Origin of the sequence: Sphingobium sp. SCG-1, assembly GCF_002953135.1 — a bacterium.
Taxonomy (GTDB): Bacteria; Pseudomonadota; Alphaproteobacteria; order Sphingomonadales; family Sphingomonadaceae; genus Sphingobium.
Window position 1 is genome coordinate 4,133,608 of record NZ_CP026372.1, and the last position, 17,793, is coordinate 4,151,400.

The 17,793-nt window shown below is 59.5% G+C and carries 14 protein-coding genes and 1 pseudogene; 12 read left to right on the forward strand and 3 right to left on the reverse strand.

Features of this window, described 5'->3' with window-relative positions; all coding sequences use genetic code 11:
• The first annotated feature begins 250 nt into the window (after nucleotides 1-250).
• The 4 genes from C1T17_RS21080 to C1T17_RS19070 all read left to right on the forward strand — a co-directional run bounded on the left by C1T17_RS21080 (nucleotide 251) and on the right by C1T17_RS19070 (nucleotide 4,994).
• Complete coding sequence (locus C1T17_RS21080; protein ID WP_145959037.1) at nucleotides 251-460, forward strand: hypothetical protein; 210 nt, start codon at nucleotides 251-253, stop codon at nucleotides 458-460.
• Nucleotides 461-1,040: 580 nt separating this feature from the next.
• Entirely contained in the window at nucleotides 1,041-2,537 is a 1,497-nt protein-coding gene (gene cysS / locus C1T17_RS19060; RefSeq protein WP_104954794.1) for a cysteine--tRNA ligase, read from the forward strand.
• The gene (locus C1T17_RS19065; protein WP_223262704.1) at nucleotides 2,530-3,489 is read left to right on the forward strand and encodes a D-2-hydroxyacid dehydrogenase; all 960 of its coding nucleotides are present in this window, start codon (nucleotides 2,530-2,532) and stop codon (nucleotides 3,487-3,489) included. Before cysS ends, C1T17_RS19065 begins: the two co-directional genes overlap by 8 nt.
• 131 nt (nucleotides 3,490-3,620) lie before the next feature.
• Nucleotides 3,621-4,994: a class II 3-deoxy-7-phosphoheptulonate synthase gene (locus C1T17_RS19070; RefSeq protein WP_104954795.1), complete on the forward strand. Its 1,374-nt coding sequence runs from the start codon at nucleotides 3,621-3,623 to the stop codon at nucleotides 4,992-4,994.
• Between the two features lie 338 nt (nucleotides 4,995-5,332).
• Here the strand turns inward: C1T17_RS19070 and C1T17_RS19075 are convergent, their stop codons facing one another.
• The 3 genes from C1T17_RS19075 to C1T17_RS19085 all read right to left on the reverse strand — a co-directional run bounded on the left by C1T17_RS19075 (nucleotide 5,333) and on the right by C1T17_RS19085 (nucleotide 9,811).
• Nucleotides 5,333-7,654, reverse strand: a complete 2,322-nt coding sequence (locus tag C1T17_RS19075) for an EAL domain-containing protein (RefSeq protein ID WP_104954796.1) — start codon at nucleotides 7,652-7,654, stop codon at nucleotides 5,333-5,335.
• 82 nt (nucleotides 7,655-7,736) lie between these two features.
• Nucleotides 7,737-8,870, reverse strand: coding sequence for an NAD(P)/FAD-dependent oxidoreductase (locus C1T17_RS19080; RefSeq protein ID WP_104954797.1), 1,134 nt, complete (start codon nucleotides 8,868-8,870; stop codon nucleotides 7,737-7,739).
• The gene (locus tag C1T17_RS19085; protein WP_104954798.1) at nucleotides 8,867-9,811 is read right to left on the reverse strand and encodes an alpha/beta fold hydrolase; all 945 of its coding nucleotides are present in this window, start codon (nucleotides 9,809-9,811) and stop codon (nucleotides 8,867-8,869) included. The genes C1T17_RS19080 and C1T17_RS19085 overlap by 4 nt, the downstream gene beginning before the upstream one ends.
• A 50-nt stretch (nucleotides 9,812-9,861) precedes the next feature.
• Between C1T17_RS19085 and C1T17_RS19090 the strand changes: the two genes are divergently transcribed.
• The 8 genes and pseudogenes from C1T17_RS19090 (at nucleotide 9,862) to C1T17_RS19125 (ending at nucleotide 17,636) form a co-directional block, all read left to right on the forward strand.
• Nucleotides 9,862-10,335: a prepilin peptidase gene (locus C1T17_RS19090; RefSeq protein WP_104954799.1), complete on the forward strand. Its 474-nt coding sequence runs from the start codon at nucleotides 9,862-9,864 to the stop codon at nucleotides 10,333-10,335.
• A 50-nt stretch (nucleotides 10,336-10,385) separates the two neighbouring features.
• Nucleotides 10,386-11,381, forward strand: a pseudogene (gene cpaB / locus C1T17_RS22165) (Flp pilus assembly protein CpaB); the annotation flags it as partial.
• A 6-nt stretch (nucleotides 11,382-11,387) separates the two neighbouring features.
• A complete protein-coding gene (locus tag C1T17_RS22170) occupies nucleotides 11,388-12,905 on the forward strand; it encodes a type II and III secretion system protein family protein (protein ID WP_104955363.1) in 1,518 nt (505 codons plus the stop codon).
• A gap of 17 nt (nucleotides 12,906-12,922) precedes the next feature.
• On the forward strand, nucleotides 12,923-13,606 hold the full coding sequence (locus C1T17_RS19105; RefSeq protein WP_104954800.1) for a CpaD family pilus assembly protein: 684 nt from the start codon (nucleotides 12,923-12,925) through the stop codon (nucleotides 13,604-13,606).
• 2 nt (nucleotides 13,607-13,608) lie between these two features.
• The gene (locus C1T17_RS19110) at nucleotides 13,609-14,901 is read left to right on the forward strand and encodes a CpaE family protein (RefSeq protein ID WP_104954801.1); all 1,293 of its coding nucleotides are present in this window, start codon (nucleotides 13,609-13,611) and stop codon (nucleotides 14,899-14,901) included.
• Nucleotides 14,902-14,973: 72 nt separating this feature from the next.
• Entirely contained in the window at nucleotides 14,974-15,969 is a 996-nt protein-coding gene (locus C1T17_RS19115) for a type II secretion system F family protein (protein ID WP_104954802.1), read from the forward strand.
• A gap of 15 nt (nucleotides 15,970-15,984) precedes the next feature.
• A complete protein-coding gene (locus C1T17_RS19120) occupies nucleotides 15,985-16,977 on the forward strand; it encodes a type II secretion system F family protein (protein ID WP_104954803.1) in 993 nt (330 codons plus the stop codon).
• A gap of 179 nt (nucleotides 16,978-17,156) precedes the next feature.
• Complete coding sequence (locus C1T17_RS19125) at nucleotides 17,157-17,636, forward strand: hypothetical protein (RefSeq protein WP_223262705.1); 480 nt, start codon at nucleotides 17,157-17,159, stop codon at nucleotides 17,634-17,636.
• Nucleotides 17,637-17,793 lie beyond the last annotated feature (157 nt).

Genomic DNA, 17,793 nt, shown 5'->3' on the forward strand with positions numbered 1-17,793 from the left:
GATTGGCCATCGGCATCATACCCCAATGCGGACGTTGCAGTCAGTCTGGGGTATGTTGCTCATTGCACTTACCGTTTTGGCCCCAACAATATGGGGGCTGTCTGCTAATGTCATCTCGCGGGAGATGGGGTTGCCACTGGCTTTTGGGGGCTTATTCCTCCTCTTTGATTGGCAATTCGGCATTTGGATGCTCCCGAGGTTGCTGTCTCTAACGCAAATCGGGAATGAGGAACGGTATGCGGAGCGCATCATGTATTCGTTCCGTTTCTCCGCACCACGCTATGGCGCGGTTCTATTCCTCATGGTCGCGATGTGGGTCGGTTTCGCGGTCTTCGGGGATGGAGACTGGCAGATTTGGCCGTTGATAATCGGCTTCATAGTTTATGGCATTGGGATGTTCGTGCAGTCATTTCGCGCCGTTGAAATGGCTGTCGAACAGTCATTGGCGGACTTCCGCTAAGGCAGATTGATACTCTAGTAGCCGACAGTCCGCAATCCACCCACCCCACACATTCCCCTGTCCTACATCCCCACCCATCCGCTACACCCGCCCGTGCCTCAAGCCTCACGCCCTGCACGCAGTCCATGCCGCACCCCTCCAGCCCGAGCCGCTTGCATGCGGCAGGGCCGGACAGCCGGCGGCAGATCGATTGCACACTGCATTGGCAACCAAAGCGGTGGGCACGACGGCAGGCAGCGCCATGAAGCTGCGCGCGATACTTCAGGCGGGGTGCTTCGGCTGGCCTGAACTTTGTGGTGAACAAGAGGGTGGATCATGCTCAGAGTGTTACATCTCCCGCTCTCCGGTTCAGACCGGGACTCTACCTGCCTCCCAGAATTAGATTCCAAACCTGCGGGGCAACGGCAGAATACGGCTGGCATGACTCGCGCCGCCAAACCGGAAAACCCCTCCACTGGGGGGTGACGTAGCGTGACTTTCGTGACTTTCCGATCCTGCAAAGCCCCTCGACCACCCCCATCGGCGCACCCTGCAACGCCCAAAGGTTGACCTCTCCCGCCAACCGCATCATGCACGCCGCATGACCGATGCCGCCCCGCCGTCCGCCCCGCTGCGCCTGTTCAACAGCCTCACTCGCGCCGCTGAGAACTTCGCGCCGATCACACCCGGCATCGTGCGCGTCTATAGCTGTGGCCCGACCGTCTATAACTACGCCCACCTCGGCAACCTGCGCGCCTATGTCTTCACCGACACCTTGACGCGCGTGTTGCGGTGGAAAGGCTACGACGTCACTCACGTCATCAACATCACAGATGTCGGCCACCTCACCAGTGACGCGGACGCGGGCGATGACAAGATGGAAGCCGCCGCCCGCGCGCAGGCCAAGAGCATCTGGGACATAGCGGCCCATTATACCGAGGCGTTCAAGAGCAACATCGCCGCGCTTAACATCGTCGAGCCCAGCCGCTGGTCGGTCGCCACCGACCACATTGCCGAGATGATCGCCTTTGCGACACGGATCGCGCCGGAGCATTGCTACGAACTCGACACCGGCCTCTATTTCGACAGCACGACCGTCCCAGACTATGGCGCTTTGGCGGGCGGGCATGACGATGCCGCGCACGCTCGCATCGACCCGGTTGCAGGCAAACGCCACGCGTCCGACTTCGCAATCTGGCGCAAGTCCCCGCCCGGTGAGCAGCGCCAGATGGAATGGGACTCCCCTTGGGGCAAAGGCGCGCCGGGCTGGCACCTGGAATGCTCGGTGATGAGCCTCAAGTACCTTGGCGGAACCGAGCATCAGTTCGACATCCACACCGGCGGCATCGACCATCGCGAGATCCACCACCCCAACGAAATCGCCCAGAACCAGGCATTCAACTGCACATCCCACACCGGCGCGAACTGGTGGATGCACAACAACTTCTTGGTAGATCGCGGCGGCAAAATGTCGAAGAGCAAGGGCGGCTTCACCACGCTCTTCTCGCTGATCGACCGCGGCGTGCACCCCCTCGCCTATCGCCTGCTGTGCCTCAGCGCGCACTACCGCAGCGAGTTGGAATTCAGCGGCGAGACATTGGGCGCAGCACTGACGCGGCTCAAGCGGCTGGTGATGGCAATGGAAGGTCTGAAGGCACGCGCCGAAGACGTGACTTGGCAATCGCCAGACCGCGATTTCCTGCTCTCCAACCTCCACCCGAAGCTCCAGCCCATCGCCGACGCCTTCGATGCGGCGCTCTCCGACGACCTAATGGTCCCCCGCGCCATCCCGCTGCTGGAAGAAGCCGCCAGCATCAAGAAGGTGCCGGTGGACGAAAAGCTGTGCCTGATCGCGGGCATGGACATGGCACTCGGCCTCGACCTGCTGAACCTCACGCGCGCAGACCTCCGCCTGACGCCCAAGGACGCAACACTCACGCCGAGCGAAATCGAAGCCGAACTCGACCGCCGCAAAGCCGCCCGTGCCGACAAGGACTTTGCAACGTCCGACGCGATCCGCGACGCCCTCGCCGCGCAGGGTGTAGAGGTGATGGACGGCGATCCGCTGGGCTGGGAATGGAGGCTGAACCTTGACTGACATATCACCTCTTAAAGTCGTCGCTCCTGCGCGAGTACGGGCAATTGTGGAGCCACGCCTGCCCGATGGCGTCGATGTTCAATGGTTCTCGGACTCGGCGCAAGCGATCGCCATGGCTCGCGACGCTGAAGTCGCATGGCTCGATCAATTCTCTCTCTCCGATCGCGTCGAAGCTATTCTTGCGGCGGAGAAACTCAAATGGCTGAGCACGATCATTGCCGGACTCGACGCATTACCTTTGGAGGCGCTGGCTGAGCGTAAGGTACGCCTCACCAATGGCTCCGGCCTCAATAGCGAGACTGTTGCAGATTATGCGGTAATGGGCGCCCTCACCCTTGCAAAAGGCTTCCCCGACGTCGTTCGCGCGCAGGACCGTCGCGAATGGCTTGAAGTCGCGCCGGGTCGGTTGGAAATGGACGGTACGAGGGCGCTTATCATCGGGTTCGGCACGATCGGTCGTATGATCGCTGCACGCCTGACCCCATTTGGTGTGGAGGTGACCGGAGTGCGCCGTACGGCCGATCCGACTTCGGGCATTCTTGGTCCGGACGACTGGCGGCCGCGTCTGGCGGATTATGACTGGATCGTCCTCGCTGCGCCCGCTACCGGAGATACCCGAGCCGTTCTGAGCGAAGCGGAATTCGCCGCGATGAAACCGGGTGCGCGTGTCATCAACATCGCGCGCGGGGATTTGATCGATCAACCTGCATTGATCCGCGCTCTGAACGGTAACCGCATTGCAGGCGCGTTCCTTGACGTCACCACACCCGAGCCGCTGCATATCAACGATCCTCTCTGGACCGCTCCTAACTGCATCATCACCATGCATCTTGCAGGCCGCAGCCAGACGACAATGCTCACCAAGGGAGCCGCCCGTTTCGTTGACAACCTTCATCGCTATACGAAAGAAGAGCCGCTTCTGCACGAAGTCGATCCTGCCAAGGGGTACTGACGCAGTATAATTACGTTACGTCTAGCCGTTACGAAAGCAACCGATGCTGTCGCTCCCCCGCCCTTGCCTTTGGCCGCTACCACGCGCATAGGGCGACGCTGGTTTTATCGTCTTTGGACAGGAGAATTACAGTGGCTGCGCAGTGGACGCCCGATAGCTGGCGGACCCGGAAGGGGCTCCAGATGCCCCATTACAACGATGTGGCCGCCTTGGCTGCAGCGGAGTCGCAGCTCAGCACCTATCCTCCTCTCGTTTTTGCAGGTGAAGCACGCCATCTGAAGGCGGATCTCGCCAAGGTGAGTACGGGCGAAGCATTCCTGCTCCAGGGGGGAGATTGCGCCGAGAGCTTTGCCGAGTTCCACCCAAACAACATCCGCGACACCTTCCGCGTGTTGCTCCAGATGGCAGTGGTGATGACCTTTGCATCCAAGCTGCCAGTGGTGAAGGTCGGCCGCATGGCGGGCCAGTTCGCAAAACCGCGTTCTGCCGATACTGAGACGATCGGCGGAATAGAACTGCCGAGCTATCGCGGCGACAATATCAATGACATCGCCTTCACCGCGGAAGGTCGCGAGCCTGATCCGCAGCGGATGGTGCGCGCCTATAATCAGTCTGCGGCAACGCTGAACCTTCTACGCGCTTTCTCGACCGGCGGTTATGCCAGCCTGGATCGCGTGCACGGCTGGATGCTCGACTTCATGGGCCGCAGCCCTTGGGCGAAGAAGTTCAGCGAAATGGCCGACCGCATCGGCGAAGCGCTGGACTTCATGAAGGCGTGCGGACTCAGCCCGGACACCGTGCCGCAACTTGGCGGCACGAGCTTCTACACGAGTCATGAGGCGTTGTTGCTGCCCTATGAGCAGGCGTTGACGCGGCAGGACTCGCTGACGGGTGACTGGTACGATACCAGCGCACACATGCTCTGGATCGGCGACCGCACACGCTTTGAAGGCAGCGCGCATGTCGAATATTTGCGCGGGATCGGCAATCCGATCGGCATGAAATGCGGCCCGAGTCTTGAGCCGGATGCGCTGCTGCGCCTTCTGGACGTACTGAACCCAGGCCGCGAAGCCGGACGGATCACGCTTATTACCCGTTATGGTCACGACAAGATTGAGACGGGTCTGCCCAAGCTGGTGCGCGCGGTTCTGCGCGAGGGGCATCCCGTCATCTGGTCCTGCGACCCGATGCACGGGAACGTCGTGAAAGCGGCTAATGGCTACAAGACGCGACCTTTCGAGCGCATATTGGCCGAGGTCCGTGGCTTCTTCGCGGTGCATCGCGCCGAGGGTAGCTTCGGCGGCGGCATACATGCCGAAATGACGGGGCAAAATGTAACGGAGTGCACTGGCGGCGCAATCGCGATCACTGATGAGGGTCTTGCCGACCGCTATCACACGCACTGCGATCCGCGCCTGAATGCAGCACAAAGTCTGGAACTGGCATTTCTGCTCGCTGAAATGCTTAACGATGAGTTGGCAGAGCGTCGCCGAGTCGCAGCCTGAGGGTTAATGAGGTGACGCAATATTTGCGTTACCTCGTCATGAAATACCCTGGCCAGTTTTAGTGTTCTAAGTAGGCCGATGAGATATCGGCATTAGCTAAATACGACTTATTCTTTTGATCGCGTATAATAGAAAAGCCCCGAAATTCGGGGCTTTTCCTCGATTTGTCTATATCAGACTAATTAGGCGTAGTTACCGCCCAAGATCCAGCCCCAGAAACCACGAGTTGGCTGCTGACGACGGTCGCGTACATTGTTCTTCATATTGATCCCCATCAAAGAAGACAGCGCACAGCGCTGCCTTCACGGGGCAATATAGTAAATGCAGATCGTTTACAACTAATTAACCATGCGCAATGACCCTGGCTGTGGATGGATCATCGCGAGAACGGTTTGCCAATCAGTAGGTCGGCAAATGTGATAACCCTGTCCAATCTCACATCCCATTTGCGTAAGAAGATATTGCGTTTCCGCAGTTTCGATCCCCTCCGCGACCACTTTCATGCCTAGCGCATGCGCGAGTTCGATAGTCGATTGCATGACGGCTTGATCCTCGACACTGCTGTTGAGAGCCTGCGAAAACTGTTTATCGATCTTTAGTTCGGTAGCTGGGATGCTGCGAAGATACTCCAATGTCGACATCCCGGTGCCGTAATCGTCGATGGAAATCTGAACGCCCATATCGCGCAGTTCTTCCAGTAGCGCGATTGCCACCCGTCCTTCGGCCATCGCAGCCGTTTCCGTGACTTCCAACACAAGATTGATGGCTGGAAAATTGTTCGCCGACAGAGCTTGGCGCACCATGTCGATAATGTTGCGCGATGCTAGCAGAATCGAGGATATGTTAACGGAAACGCTAAAGCTCGGATCGATCTTGATGGCTTGCGCCCCCACAGAGGTCGCGTCGTTAAGCACAAAGGCGGTAAGTTTCTCAATTCGGCCATGCCGCTCGGCAACAGTGATGAATTCATCCGGTCCGATAGGTCCCCGTGTGGCATGGGTCCAGCGAACCAGCGCTTCCGCTCCTATTATCCCCCGAGTCGCAAGTTCCATCTTGGGCTGGTAAGCTACCCAGATATGGCCATTATCCAGCGCTTGATCCAATTCACCCAAAAGCGATAGCGCCCACTGCTGCGCGCCAGCAGCTGCAGGATCATGAATTTTCCAGCATGTGCCCTGATCGGCTGCGGATTTGGCCGCCGCAAGCGCGCTGGAGAGGCGATGGGACAATGGGCGGCTAACCTCTTGGTCTACGCCGAACGCCACATCTACCGTGAAACTCTTCTGCGCGACCATGATCGGATTGCGGAATATCAGTTGCAGCGCCTTGAACTGGTCGACGGCGGAGCCAAGCTGCTCTGGCGGCATCAGCCAGAAAAAATTACCGTCATCGCCGTGTAGCAGTTGCAGCCGTCCGACGCCCAGTGAGAGGCGAGAGACGACCTGCTCAAGCAAATCGCGCTCATTGTCGGGTGGCAGCGTGCTTACAATTTCTGTGAAGCGGCTTACGCGTGCGGCAACCAAGATATTTAGGTCGCTCTGATCGCGCTGCAGGATCGCATTGACCGTGGGTAAGCCCGACACCGGATTCATGGCACCCTGACTCTGTTTGCGCGCACCAAAGCGTTGCCAAACAAAAGAAACGCCGGACGCCACAATCAGGATCAATGACGGAGCAACTTCAACGAAGACCCCGATGCTCTGGAGAATGAATGCGGCGACAATTATCAGGAAAACACCAGATGCGCTTACTACCACAGCAAACCGGGGCCACTTTCCCAACAGACAAAATGCTGCCACGGCGAAAGCTAACAGCCAAGTAGGTATCCACCCCGCAGATCGCGTCCCGCCATGCATTAGTGTTTCAGCGCCGATAGCGGTTACGAACATTTCCGCAGATTGGCCTTGGGACAAAACAGGCATGACGCTGCCAACAACATTCGAGCTGTTGCCTACAATGATGGTTTTGCCTTTGATATTAGGCAAAGCTCCTTTGTGCCCGACAAAGTCAGCGATACTGTGGTAGGGAATGGAAGAAATCTGAAAAGAGTAATCTACCGGGAATGTTCCGTCCTGGCTATGTTCAACGTTAGCAATCGACGCCCACATCGTTGCGTACTGCTTTCCGTCAATTGTTTGCCGGAACGACATGCGGGAAACGCCGTCCAGATAGTTGACCCACTTCGTATTACTCACGATCCCTGCATGCTTGGCGAGCATGGCCATTGGAAGAACAGCATCGGCCGACTTCTGGCCCGGTCGAAAATTCCTATTGGCAGCTAGAAATATGCGTCCGGGATAGCGGGATAACGCTTCTGCGAATGCCCTATCTCCCTTGGCCTCCAAGGGTTGAAACGGAACATTGTAAAATATGCGGCTTGCGCCTGCCGCCATCAGACGATCCGTGAGTTCAGCAAATCGGTCCCGTTTCCAAGGCCATGGGCCTAGCGCGGCAAGCGCTTTGTCATCGATTCCAACAGTTATGATCTTCCCACTTACCGGCCGTGCGCGGACGGTAAACTGAGCAGCGCGTAGAGCGACATCCAGCGGCTCGCCCAGTTCGGCGACGCCGATTAGCAGCGTGAGGCAAACCAGCCACGCGAGAAGCTTGCGCTTGCCGCGGGGTGCTGCGGCACCGTGCTGGACCTTTTGATTCGGCATTAAGCTGACCCTTCTCGCCACCGGGGTAGCGAAAAGTGGTTACGGAAATGCAAACTAGCTTAACTTGGGATAGGCACCTGACTTAGCACCTGGTCACGCTCTTGGCGAACCGAAGCGGACCATAAGGAACCGGGTCGATGTCCGAAACGCTGTCATGAGCGGCAGCGTTCATCAAGAGGCTTGCGCCGAGACGCGCCGCGGCAGGCGCCGTCTGAATGCCGAATCCGCCTTGACCGGCGAACCAGAAGAATGGTGCCTTTCCACCATCATATCCATATACCGGCAGGCGATCTGGCGAAAAGCTCCGCAGCCCTGCCCACTTCCGTTCTACCGCTCGGACACGCCAGTCCACGGCCTGATGAAGCCGGTCTATGGCTGTCGCGATGGCCATCTCATCGGGCGCTGCATCGCACGGTGCACTTGGCTCTTCATCATGCGGGGAGAGCCAGATCCTGCCAGCGCCTGCGGGTTTGAAATAAAATTTCCCGGCGAGATCCAGCACCAGAGGTAAGTCTGGTTCTGCTTCCGGATCAATTCGCAGTTGGACCACCGTACGTCGTAAAGGACGAATACCAATAGGCGCGATGCCGCACAGCCGCGCGATGTCATCAGCCCATGCCCCTGCGGCGTTGACGAGGATGTTGCAGCTAAAAGTGCCGTGCGATGTATCGATCTGCCATCTGCCCGCTTCATGGCTCGCTGCCATCAGCCGGCTACCGGTGTGAAGCGTACCGCCACGTCGGTTGAACTGGCGCAAACAGGCCGAATGTAGCGCCGCGACATCGATATCGGCGGTGCTGGGTTCCGATATCCCGACGGTCCACTCCGCTCGCAAGCCCGGTATGCGCTGGGCCAGAGCTACGGCGTCCAACCTGTCCAGCGCAACATCCGTGCCCTCGAACCTGAGCATGAAGTTGTCGGTTAAATCCGCATCTTTGGACCGGCCGATGTGGATTGCGCCTCGGGGGGCAAGGAAGCTCGTGTTGGAAAATTCGGTGTCCGGATTCTCCAACAACGGTCCCGACGCCGAGGTCAAAGGCTGCACCCCCGGTCCGCCATAGCTCTCGGTCCAGAATGCCACGGACCGGCCTGTCGCGTGATAACCCGCGACATCTTCCATTTCGAGGATCAGGACGCGCGCGTCGGCGGCTACTTCCGCGCCGAGACTGGCCCCGGCCATGCCTCCGCCGATGATGATGATGTCATAGTCGGTCATGCTGCTGGCGCATGCGCATTCCAGAAAGCATCGATGCGGGCAAGAGCGTCCAACCGCACGGGATCGGATTCCCGCAGGATTTCATGCGCTGCCTCCGCCCCATACATATGCAGCGTTGCATTCGGTAGCCGCGCTGCGACCTCACGGATTGCTTGTGAAGACACGAGCTGGTCCGCCGATGTCGCCAGAATGAGTGTAGGAATTCTCAGTTCTGCCAGCGCACCGCTCCGGGCCAATGCCGCAGTACTGCGATACGCCTGCCGGAGCCAGCCCCAGCTTGGCGGACCCAGGTCGATAGCTGGCGTAGAGCGCCTCCAGTATAGTTCATCCTCATAGCGGGAGACACAGTGCGTGAGCCGCCGCTGGCGCGCATGCAATGCTGCCTCCGATGCTTCATTCTGGGTCCACGCGGCCGCGCCGGGTCCAGCGAGGCGCACCATCACCGCCACGACAATGCGCGCGAGCCAATTGGGAATTGCGCCGCTGTTCAGCCCCAGCATGGGAGCAGTCAGTACGGCGGCATCCGGACGCAGCACATTCTCCACCAGGGCGCGCAACGCCAGAAAGCCGCCCATGCTGTGCGCAAGAACGACATGCGGCCCCGAACCACCCGACTGCCAGTGTTCCGCAAAGGCACGCAAATCCTCGATCCATATCGAAAAGTCCGCGACATGGCCGATCAGATCGTCCGAGCCGAGCCGCCCCGATCCTCCCTGTCCGCGCCAGTCGAACGCCGTGACGGCCCAGCCCTGCGCGGCGTAGTAGGCTATCACCTCAAGATATTTCTCGATCATGTCGGCCCGCCCGGCCAGCATCAGCATGTGACCCCGGCTGCCATCTCCCATGCGATAGATTCGATGCGGCCAGCCGTCTGGGGCGGACCATTGGTCCAGCGTCCCGCCTTTGGGCCAGCTACGGAATGTCGGAGGCTGCTGCTGCATCAGCGCATGGTTACGGTTTGGTAAGGCATACGGTCTACATATCTTTTACTATGACCGGGGAATTTGTGAAATTCGCGCTTTTGGGCGTGTTGGCCTGCCTGCTCGTCGTGGCTGCAGTGACCGACCTGCGCTCGCGCATCATATCGAACTGGCTCAACCTTGCGATAGCCCTGTTGGCTCCGCTGTACTGGTCGGCATCCGGCATCGAACTGTGGCCGAACGTCGCACTGCAACTGGCGCTCGGCCTGGGTGTCTTCGCGGTGTTCGCGGGGCTGTTCGTCATTGGCATGATGGGCGGCGGCGACGTCAAGATGCTGGCCGCATTGGCCCTATGGTTCCCGTGGCAGGCGTTGATCGTGCTACTTACGATTATGGCGCTTGCGGGCGGCGTAGTCACGCTCATCACGATAGTTCATCACAAGCTGGCGCGCCGCGAAGGGCCGCCGGAGATACCCTATGGGGTCGCCATTTCCATCGCCGCGCTTTGGCTGGTTGGCGAACGATATATTAACCAATTTGCTTGAAGACGAAGGCTGGGACCGGTGGTTCCAGCTTCAGGGAGGCGCGTTTCGTCATGGATGCCAAGAAAATAGTGCTGCTGGTAGGCGCGCTTATCATTGCAGTAGCGGCGGCGCTGGTGGCGCGTAACATGCTGTCCCCTGCGGGTGCACCGCAGGCGAGCGCGTCGAGTATGCCCGTCGAGGTGGACGGAACGCAGGTGCTGGTCGCGACCAAGGCTCTGCCGGTTGGCACCATAGTGGATGCAGAGAGCTTCCGCTTCCAGCCCTGGCCCAAGGATCTGATCGAACAAGCGTACTTCGTGAAAGGGCAGATGGAGCCGACGCAGCTCGCAGGTAGCGTCGTGCGCAATGCGATCACGGCCGGGCAGCCGCTGACGCAGGGCGCAGTCATCAAGCCGGGTGATCGCGGCTTCCTCGCGGCCGCTCTTGGCCCCGGCATGCGCGCCGTCACGGTGCCAGTGCAGATGGTCAATTCCGTTGCGGGCTTCGTGTTTCCCGGAGACCGCGTCGACATGATGCTTACGCAATCGGTAGCGGGTGGCGGCGATGGTGAGCCATTGAAAGTCTCCGAAACGATCCTGCGTAACCTCCGCGTGCTGGCCACCGATCAGCGTACCGATGCTCTAGGCCCTGATGGCAAGCCGGTCGTGCAGCCTTATTCGAACGTGACTCTGGAGGTTACGCCCCGGATTGCCGAGAAGATCGCGGTATCGCAGACGCTCGGCTCACTCTCGCTATCGTTGCGGTCCATCGCCGACAATACGTCGGAACTTGATGCGGCGATCGCAGCAGGCGACGTGGACCTGCCCGATGGCAGCGATCCGAAGGCGGAAAAGCGCGTGCTCGCAAAAATTGCGGCCAGCCCGGTCGACAAGGGTTCGACCTTCGCCACGGGTGCCGACGTGTCGCGTTTTCAACGCCGCAGCGTGCCACCCAAGCCAAGCACCGTCGGTCCTCAAGGCACGCTCGTCGCCGCCGGAGGCGTTCCTGTCGGCCCAACAGTCCGCGTCGCACGTGGAACAGATGTGACCGTAGTGCCGGTCGGGGGAAGTAAGATGACTTTGACCAAGTTCCTCGCGCGGAAAAGTGCGGCCTCCGCCCTGGCCCTTGGGCTGGCGCTGAGTGCGGGCATGGCGCCGACCACCGCGTTGAACGCGGCGTCCGCTGGCAGCAGCACGGACGGCGCAATGACGCTCTCCGTCGGCGCAAGCCGCGTCATCAATCTGTCCAGCAAGATTTCAGACGTGATCGTCGTCAATCCGGCCGTGGCCGACGTCTACGTCCGTTCGGGTACGCAGATTTATATCCTTGCGAAGAACCCCGGCGAGACAACCATCTCCGCTGTCAGCAAAAGCGGGCAGACGCTGTTCTCGACCATCGTGCGCGTGGGCAACAATCTGACCAGCGTGGATGACATGCTCAAGCTGGCCATGCCCGATGCCGATATCAGAGTGTCGACAATGAATGGCATGATCCTGCTCACCGGCACCATCAAGGCTCCCGAAGACGCCGCCGAGGCCGAGCGCCTGACGCAGGCGTTCGTTGGCAAGGAAGTGACAGTCGTCAGCCGCTTGCGCACCGCCACGCCAATCCAGGTGAATTTGCAGGTGCGCATCGCTGAGGTGAGTCGGAATCTGCTTCATCAGGTCGGAACCAATGTCGCGGGATTGGGCACGGGATCGGGGAGCTTCAGTGGCTTCATAGGCAGGTCCAATCGCGGCTTTGGGACGTTGGGCAATTATGTGCCGGGCCAACCATCCGGCGATATCTCACGCCAGTTCACCTTCAATCAGCCAACGGCGGGGTCCGGAACCAGCATAGGTTTTCTGGCCAAAATATTTGGAATGGATGTTGCAGGAGCGCTCGATCTTGCGGAGACCTCCGGCCTCGCTACATCACTGGCTCAACCGAACCTTACCTCCCTTTCCGGCGAAACCGCTAGCTTCCTTGCAGGCGGCGAGTATCCTTATCAGGTCAGCAATGGCCTGCAGGGCAATAGCATTGAGTTCAAACAATATGGTGTGCAACTCGCCTTTACACCCACTGTTTTAGCAGATGGCCGAATCTCGTTGCGTGTGCGCCCGACAGTGTCGAGCTTAGATTTCTCCATCAACTCCAACGTGCCTGCGTTGAAGAGCCGTTCGGTTGAAACGACAGTCGAACTCGGCTCAGGTCAAGCCTTCATGATCGCGGGGTTGTTGAGTAATGACACCTCAAACAACGTCGACAAGGTTCCTGGTATTGGGGACATTCCGATTCTCGGTAGTTTGTTCAAGTCGCGTAAGTTCCAGCGTAACGAAACTGAACTGGTGGTCGTCATAACGCCGTATCTGGTGAAGCCCGTCAACGCGAGCGATATCCGGTTGCCGACCGACGGGTTCCGTAGCGCGACCGAAGCGCAAGGACTGTTCCTGCAACAGGGATCGGATGGCGTCAGCGGCGCGCAGCGTCCTCAGCCAACCGTTGCGCCAAATGGGACGCCCAATGCGGCACCGGTAGCCCGCGCCAATTCGACCAAGCAACCCACACCCGGCAAGTCGAGTGGCGGCGCTGCTCCCGGCTTCAGCTTCTGACACGAAGGACCGTAAACATGGCACGGAATTTCAAACAGCCTACGGTTTCCAGAGGCGCAATCGTTGCAGGTCTTTGCATTGCGCTTACAAGCGCCGCAGTGCTTCCCGGAAGCGCGATGGCACGGCCACGCAGCGCCTTCAACCGCGGCATGGAGTCAGTCCGTCAGCCCGTGGTGAGCTACACGAGCTTTACTTATGACGTTCAGGTCGGCGGCGGCGCAGCGCTTTCGCCTGCCGAAAAGGGCCGACTGGAAGGCTGGCTCGCGTCTATCAATGTCGGCTACGGCGATCGCCTATTCCTCGGCTCGGGCAACTATTATGGCGACGCCGTGATGGACATCGCCAACGTCGTTGCCCGCCACGGCCTGCTTATCGAACAGGAAGCCGGGCTAGCCGCGGACACTGCGCCGGAAGGGTCACTTCGCCTCGTCGTCCGCCGCGCTACTGCGCGGGTTCCCGGTTGCCCCGATTGGAGCGACACGCAGGAAACCAACGGCATGGGCAACATCTCGCGCAACTTCGGTTGCGGCGTAAACGGCAGTCTGGCCGCGATGATCGCCAATCCCGAGGATTTGGTGCGTGGACAGACCGGCACGAGCGATCTGCAAGGTGCGACCTCCAACCGCGCCATCCAGGTGTATCGCGACAAGACACCGACCGGATCGGGCGATCTGAAAACCATGACCGCAGGGGGCAACTGACCATGAACGCACCGTGGAAAGGCGCAGGCGCCGCCGCGCGCGATCCGTTCCAGGCATTCGTCTGCGACGACCACAGCTTCGATGTGATCCGCAGCGTCGCCATCGAATTGGGCTGGCCACCGGAGAAGGTCAACAAGGGTGGTCTGCGCAATGCAGTCCAGGCGCTGTCGATCAGCGCAAGCCCGCAGATACTGTTCGTCGACTTGTCCGAGAGCGGCGATCCGCTGAACGACATCAATGGCCTTGCCGAAGTGTGTGAGCCGGGGACGGTCGTCATCGCTGCCGGGCAGGTCAACGACGTCCGGTTGTATCGCGATCTCGTCGCCAGCGGCATACAGGATTATCTGCTCAAGCCGCTCAATGCCGATCATCTGCGTGATACGATCGCGCAGGCGCAGGCCGTGTTCATGGCCCCGCGCACGGATGCTTCGACTGAGCGCCCGCACCTTTCGGCCGCGATCGTCGGCACACGCGGCGGCGCTGGGGCTTCGACCGTGGCAACCTCGCTTGCGTGGCTGCTGAGCGAAAAGAGCAAGCGCACGACGGCGCTGCTTGATCTCGATGTGCATTTCGGCACCGGGGCGCTTGCGATGGACCTCGAACCGGGCCGCGGACTCACCGATGCCATAGAGAATCCCGGCCGTATCGATGGGCTGTTTATTGAGCGTGCGATGGTGCGTGCGAGCGACCGGCTGGCGATCCTGTCCGCCGAAGCGCCGATCAGCCAGCCGATGATAACGGATGGTGGCGCATTTTATCAGCTTCTGGACGAATTCCGGACGGCGTTCGAATGCAGCGTAATCGATTTGCCGCGCTCCATGCTGATCGCGCATCCGCATCTCATCAACGATGCCAACGTCACCGTCGTCGTTACCGAAATGACGCTGGCGGCTGCACGTGACTCGATCCGCATTCTGTCGTGGCTGAAGAGCAATGCGCCCCAGACGCGCGTGATCGTGGCCGCCAATCGCGTGCACCCCAGTGCGCTGGAAATCAGCCGCAAGGATTTCGAGCAATCGATCGAGCGCAAGGTCGACGTCATCGTACCCTTCGACGCGCGGCTCGCGGCGCAGGCCGCCAAGCTTGGGAAGACACTCGCCGAAGTGGCGAAGGGCAGCAAGACCGGCAACGGCCTCATGCAATTGATGGATGAAGCACTCGGCGTACTGGATGGCGCAGCAGGCGACGGCAAGTCAAAGGCGAAAGCCAAGGGCGGCTCCCTGATGGGCAAGTTCACCGAGTTCAAGTCGATCATGCCGAGTAAGAAAGACAAGAAAGTCGCGCTGAACGGCTGATTGTCGAAGGATCGGTTTGGCTGCGACATGGCAGGCGCAGGCGATGGGCCAAGCAAGGACGGACGAACGTAGATGGATAGCCAACTGATCCTGTTGATCGTACTGGCGCTGAGCGTTGTGGGACTTGTCGCCTTTGCGTTCGCCGGTCCTTCCGCCGCTAAGGCGCAACAGCGCCGCATGGCCCTGATCCGCGGCCGCCATAGCGATTCCGCCGATGCGATGATGGAAGCGCGGATGCGCAAGGCGATCTCCAATCGCACGACCGAAGACATGAAACTGCTCGTGTCGCTGATCCCGAACCCTGAGAACCTTAGCAAACGCATTCGCCGCACAGGCAAGAAATGGACGCTCGGCCAGTATATGACCGGCTGCGCGGGCATATTTCTGGTGATGGCCGCCGTAATGGTATTGCGCGGCTACCCGCCGCTGATGGCGCTGTTCGTCAGCCTAGCTGCGGGCCTCGGCCTGCCGCACTGGTATATCGGGCGGCTGATCGGCAAGAGGATCGACAAGTTTACCAAGCATTTCCCTGACGCGCTGGATTTACTGGTGCGCGGCTTGCGCTCCGGTCTGCCCATTAGTGAGACGCTTGGCATCGTCGCGAGTGAAATTCCGGGGCCGACGGGCGAAGAATTCAAGCTTATCAGCGAGCGCATGAAGATCGGTCAAACGATGGAGCAGGCGTTGCAGGAAACCGCCGATCGTCTGGGTACGGCCGAATTCCAGTTCTTCGTCATTACTCTCGCCATTCAGCGCGAGACGGGCGGCAACCTTGCCGAAACGCTCTCCAACTTGTCGACTGTGCTGCGTCAACGCGCGCAGATGAAGTTGAAGATCAGGGCGATGTCTTCAGAATCGAAGGCTTCGGCCTACATCATTGGATCGTTGCCGTTCCTTGTATTCGCCATGATTTCCTACATCAACTTCCAGTATATGTCGCCGTTCTTCAATGGCGACCCTGAGGGGATGATGGGGCTGAGCCTGATGCAGATGATCGGCATTGGCGGCATGGGATGGATGGGCATCGGCGTGTTCATCATGGCCCAGATGATAAACTTCGAAATCTAAGGGAGGCACAAGCACATGCAACCTGCAACGCCGCCCGGAGCCACCATGCTGGGTATGACCGCCACCGACCTTGGCACGTTGTTCGCCGCGCTGGCGACCATGGCCGTCCTATTCGCGCTGTACACGGTGATGACCGTACGCGATCCGATGAGCAAGCGCGTCAAGGCGCTGAACGAGCGCCGCGAACAATTGAAAGCAGGCATCACGGCCTCGACCGCAAAGCGCCGTGCGAAACTAGTCCAGAAGAACCAGACTACCGACCGCATGCGATCGCTGCTGTCGAACCTGAAGGTTCTACAGGACGATCAGTTGAAGGACGCGCAAGTGAAACTGGCGCAAGCGGGTATCCGGTCCAAGGACTGGGCCGTTGCCGTCATCTTCGGACGCATGATTATGCCGATCGTCATCGGCGTTATAGTCGCGCTGTGGTTGTATGTCCTTGGCGGCCAGCCCGAGTGGGGTCCTATGAAGCGCTTCGGCTGCTTCGCCGTGCTGCTGCTCCTGGCCTATAAATCGCCCGATCTCTACATTGATAACAAGATCAACAAGCGCTCTACGGAAATCCGCAAGGGGCTGCCCGATGCGCTCGATCTGCTGGTGATTTGCGCGGAGGCCGGGCTCACCGTCGACGCGGCATTCAACCGTGTCTCAAAGGAACTTGGCAAGGCTTATCCCGAACTGGGTGACGAGTTTCAGCTTACGGCCATTGAACTGAGCTTCCTGACTGAGCGCCGCATGGCGTTCGAGAACCTGGCCAACCGCGTGAAACTGGATGCGGTCAAGGGCGTGGTTACGACCATGATCCAGACCGAGAAATACGGTACGCCGCTGGCGTCCGCCCTACGAGTATTGTCGGCCGAATTCCGCAACGAGCGCATGATGCGCGCAGAGGAGAAGGCGGCGCGCTTACCCGCGATCATGACTGTGCCGCTGATCCTTTTCATCCTGCCGACGCTGTTCGTCGTGATCCTGGGTCCGGCGGCGTGCTCAATATCGAAGGCATTCTGACTTAGGCCGCGCAAAACAGTGACGCGTCGGCATCTGCGTATCGAATGAACGCCTTCACGCTCGGTCCGCTCCGCAACGCAAACCGGACAATATGTGCAGAGAGTAACTGAGTACCGGAGGAAGGAACAACTGGCAGCTCAAGGCATTAGCGATCCAGAAATGGATGATGGTCCAGGTGTGTGAAGAAAGGGACGGCATTCCAACCGATTGCGGCCCGCTCGGCGCTGACCGGAAGGACGCTGAATAGCGTCGCCTTCACCGGGGCTATCCCATCAGCACGAAATCACCTCAGCAAGAAGGAGCATCTCGTGAAAGTTCAAAAATTCGCGATCTCTGACGCAGCGCTCGAACGCTCACCCGGGCAGGACGGCGACGTGTTTGTGGGCAATCTTGTAGACCAACGCCATGGCGCTCCGATCACCATAGGTTATGGGCGATATGGACCCGATCAGAGTCTGGAGGAGATCATGGCCGTCGATGACGTGATGGTCGTCCTTGAAGGACAAATCTCCGTATCTAGCGAAGCGGGAACTGTCACCGCAGGACCAGGCGAGATCATACATATGCCGAAGGACCAGAGGGTGACGATCCGTTCCCATGAGCACGGGGCACTCACTGCCTACGTGACGTATCCTCATTGGCAAGAAGCACGAAAGTAAGATCCTTAGGGTGGCGCCCGGCTACTCGTCGGCGTCACCGCTTTTACCTTAGGCCGTCGGCTACAATGCCGTTGATGCAACCTGTGTGTGGGTCAACCCTCGACTCGATTTCAATTAGCATGGCCAGGCAATCGAAGGTTGCGCAACAACAACGATT

Excerpts from the sequence above, each read along its gene's own strand:
- C1T17_RS19080 (WP_104954797.1), bottom strand. The coding sequence starts at position 8,870 with ATGACCGACTATGACATCATCATCATCGGCGGAGGCATGGCCGGGGCC.
- C1T17_RS19090 (WP_104954799.1), top strand. The coding sequence starts at position 9,862 with ATGACCGGGGAATTTGTGAAATTCGCGCTTTTGGGCGTGTTGGCCTGC.
- C1T17_RS21080 (WP_145959037.1), top strand. The coding sequence starts at position 251 with ATGTATTCGTTCCGTTTCTCCGCACCACGCTATGGCGCGGTTCTATTC.
- C1T17_RS19110 (WP_104954801.1), top strand. The coding sequence starts at position 13,609 with ATGAACGCACCGTGGAAAGGCGCAGGCGCCGCCGCGCGCGATCCGTTC.
- C1T17_RS19105 (WP_104954800.1), top strand. The coding sequence starts at position 12,923 with ATGGCACGGAATTTCAAACAGCCTACGGTTTCCAGAGGCGCAATCGTT.
- cysS (WP_104954794.1), top strand. The coding sequence starts at position 1,041 with ATGACCGATGCCGCCCCGCCGTCCGCCCCGCTGCGCCTGTTCAACAGC.
- C1T17_RS22170 (WP_104955363.1), top strand. The coding sequence starts at position 11,388 with ATGACTTTGACCAAGTTCCTCGCGCGGAAAAGTGCGGCCTCCGCCCTG.
- C1T17_RS19085 (WP_104954798.1), bottom strand. The coding sequence starts at position 9,811 with ATGCAGCAGCAGCCTCCGACATTCCGTAGCTGGCCCAAAGGCGGGACG.
- C1T17_RS19120 (WP_104954803.1), top strand. The coding sequence starts at position 15,985 with ATGCAACCTGCAACGCCGCCCGGAGCCACCATGCTGGGTATGACCGCC.
- C1T17_RS19075 (WP_104954796.1), bottom strand. The coding sequence starts at position 7,654 with ATGCCGAATCAAAAGGTCCAGCACGGTGCCGCAGCACCCCGCGGCAAG.
- C1T17_RS19115 (WP_104954802.1), top strand. The coding sequence starts at position 14,974 with ATGGATAGCCAACTGATCCTGTTGATCGTACTGGCGCTGAGCGTTGTG.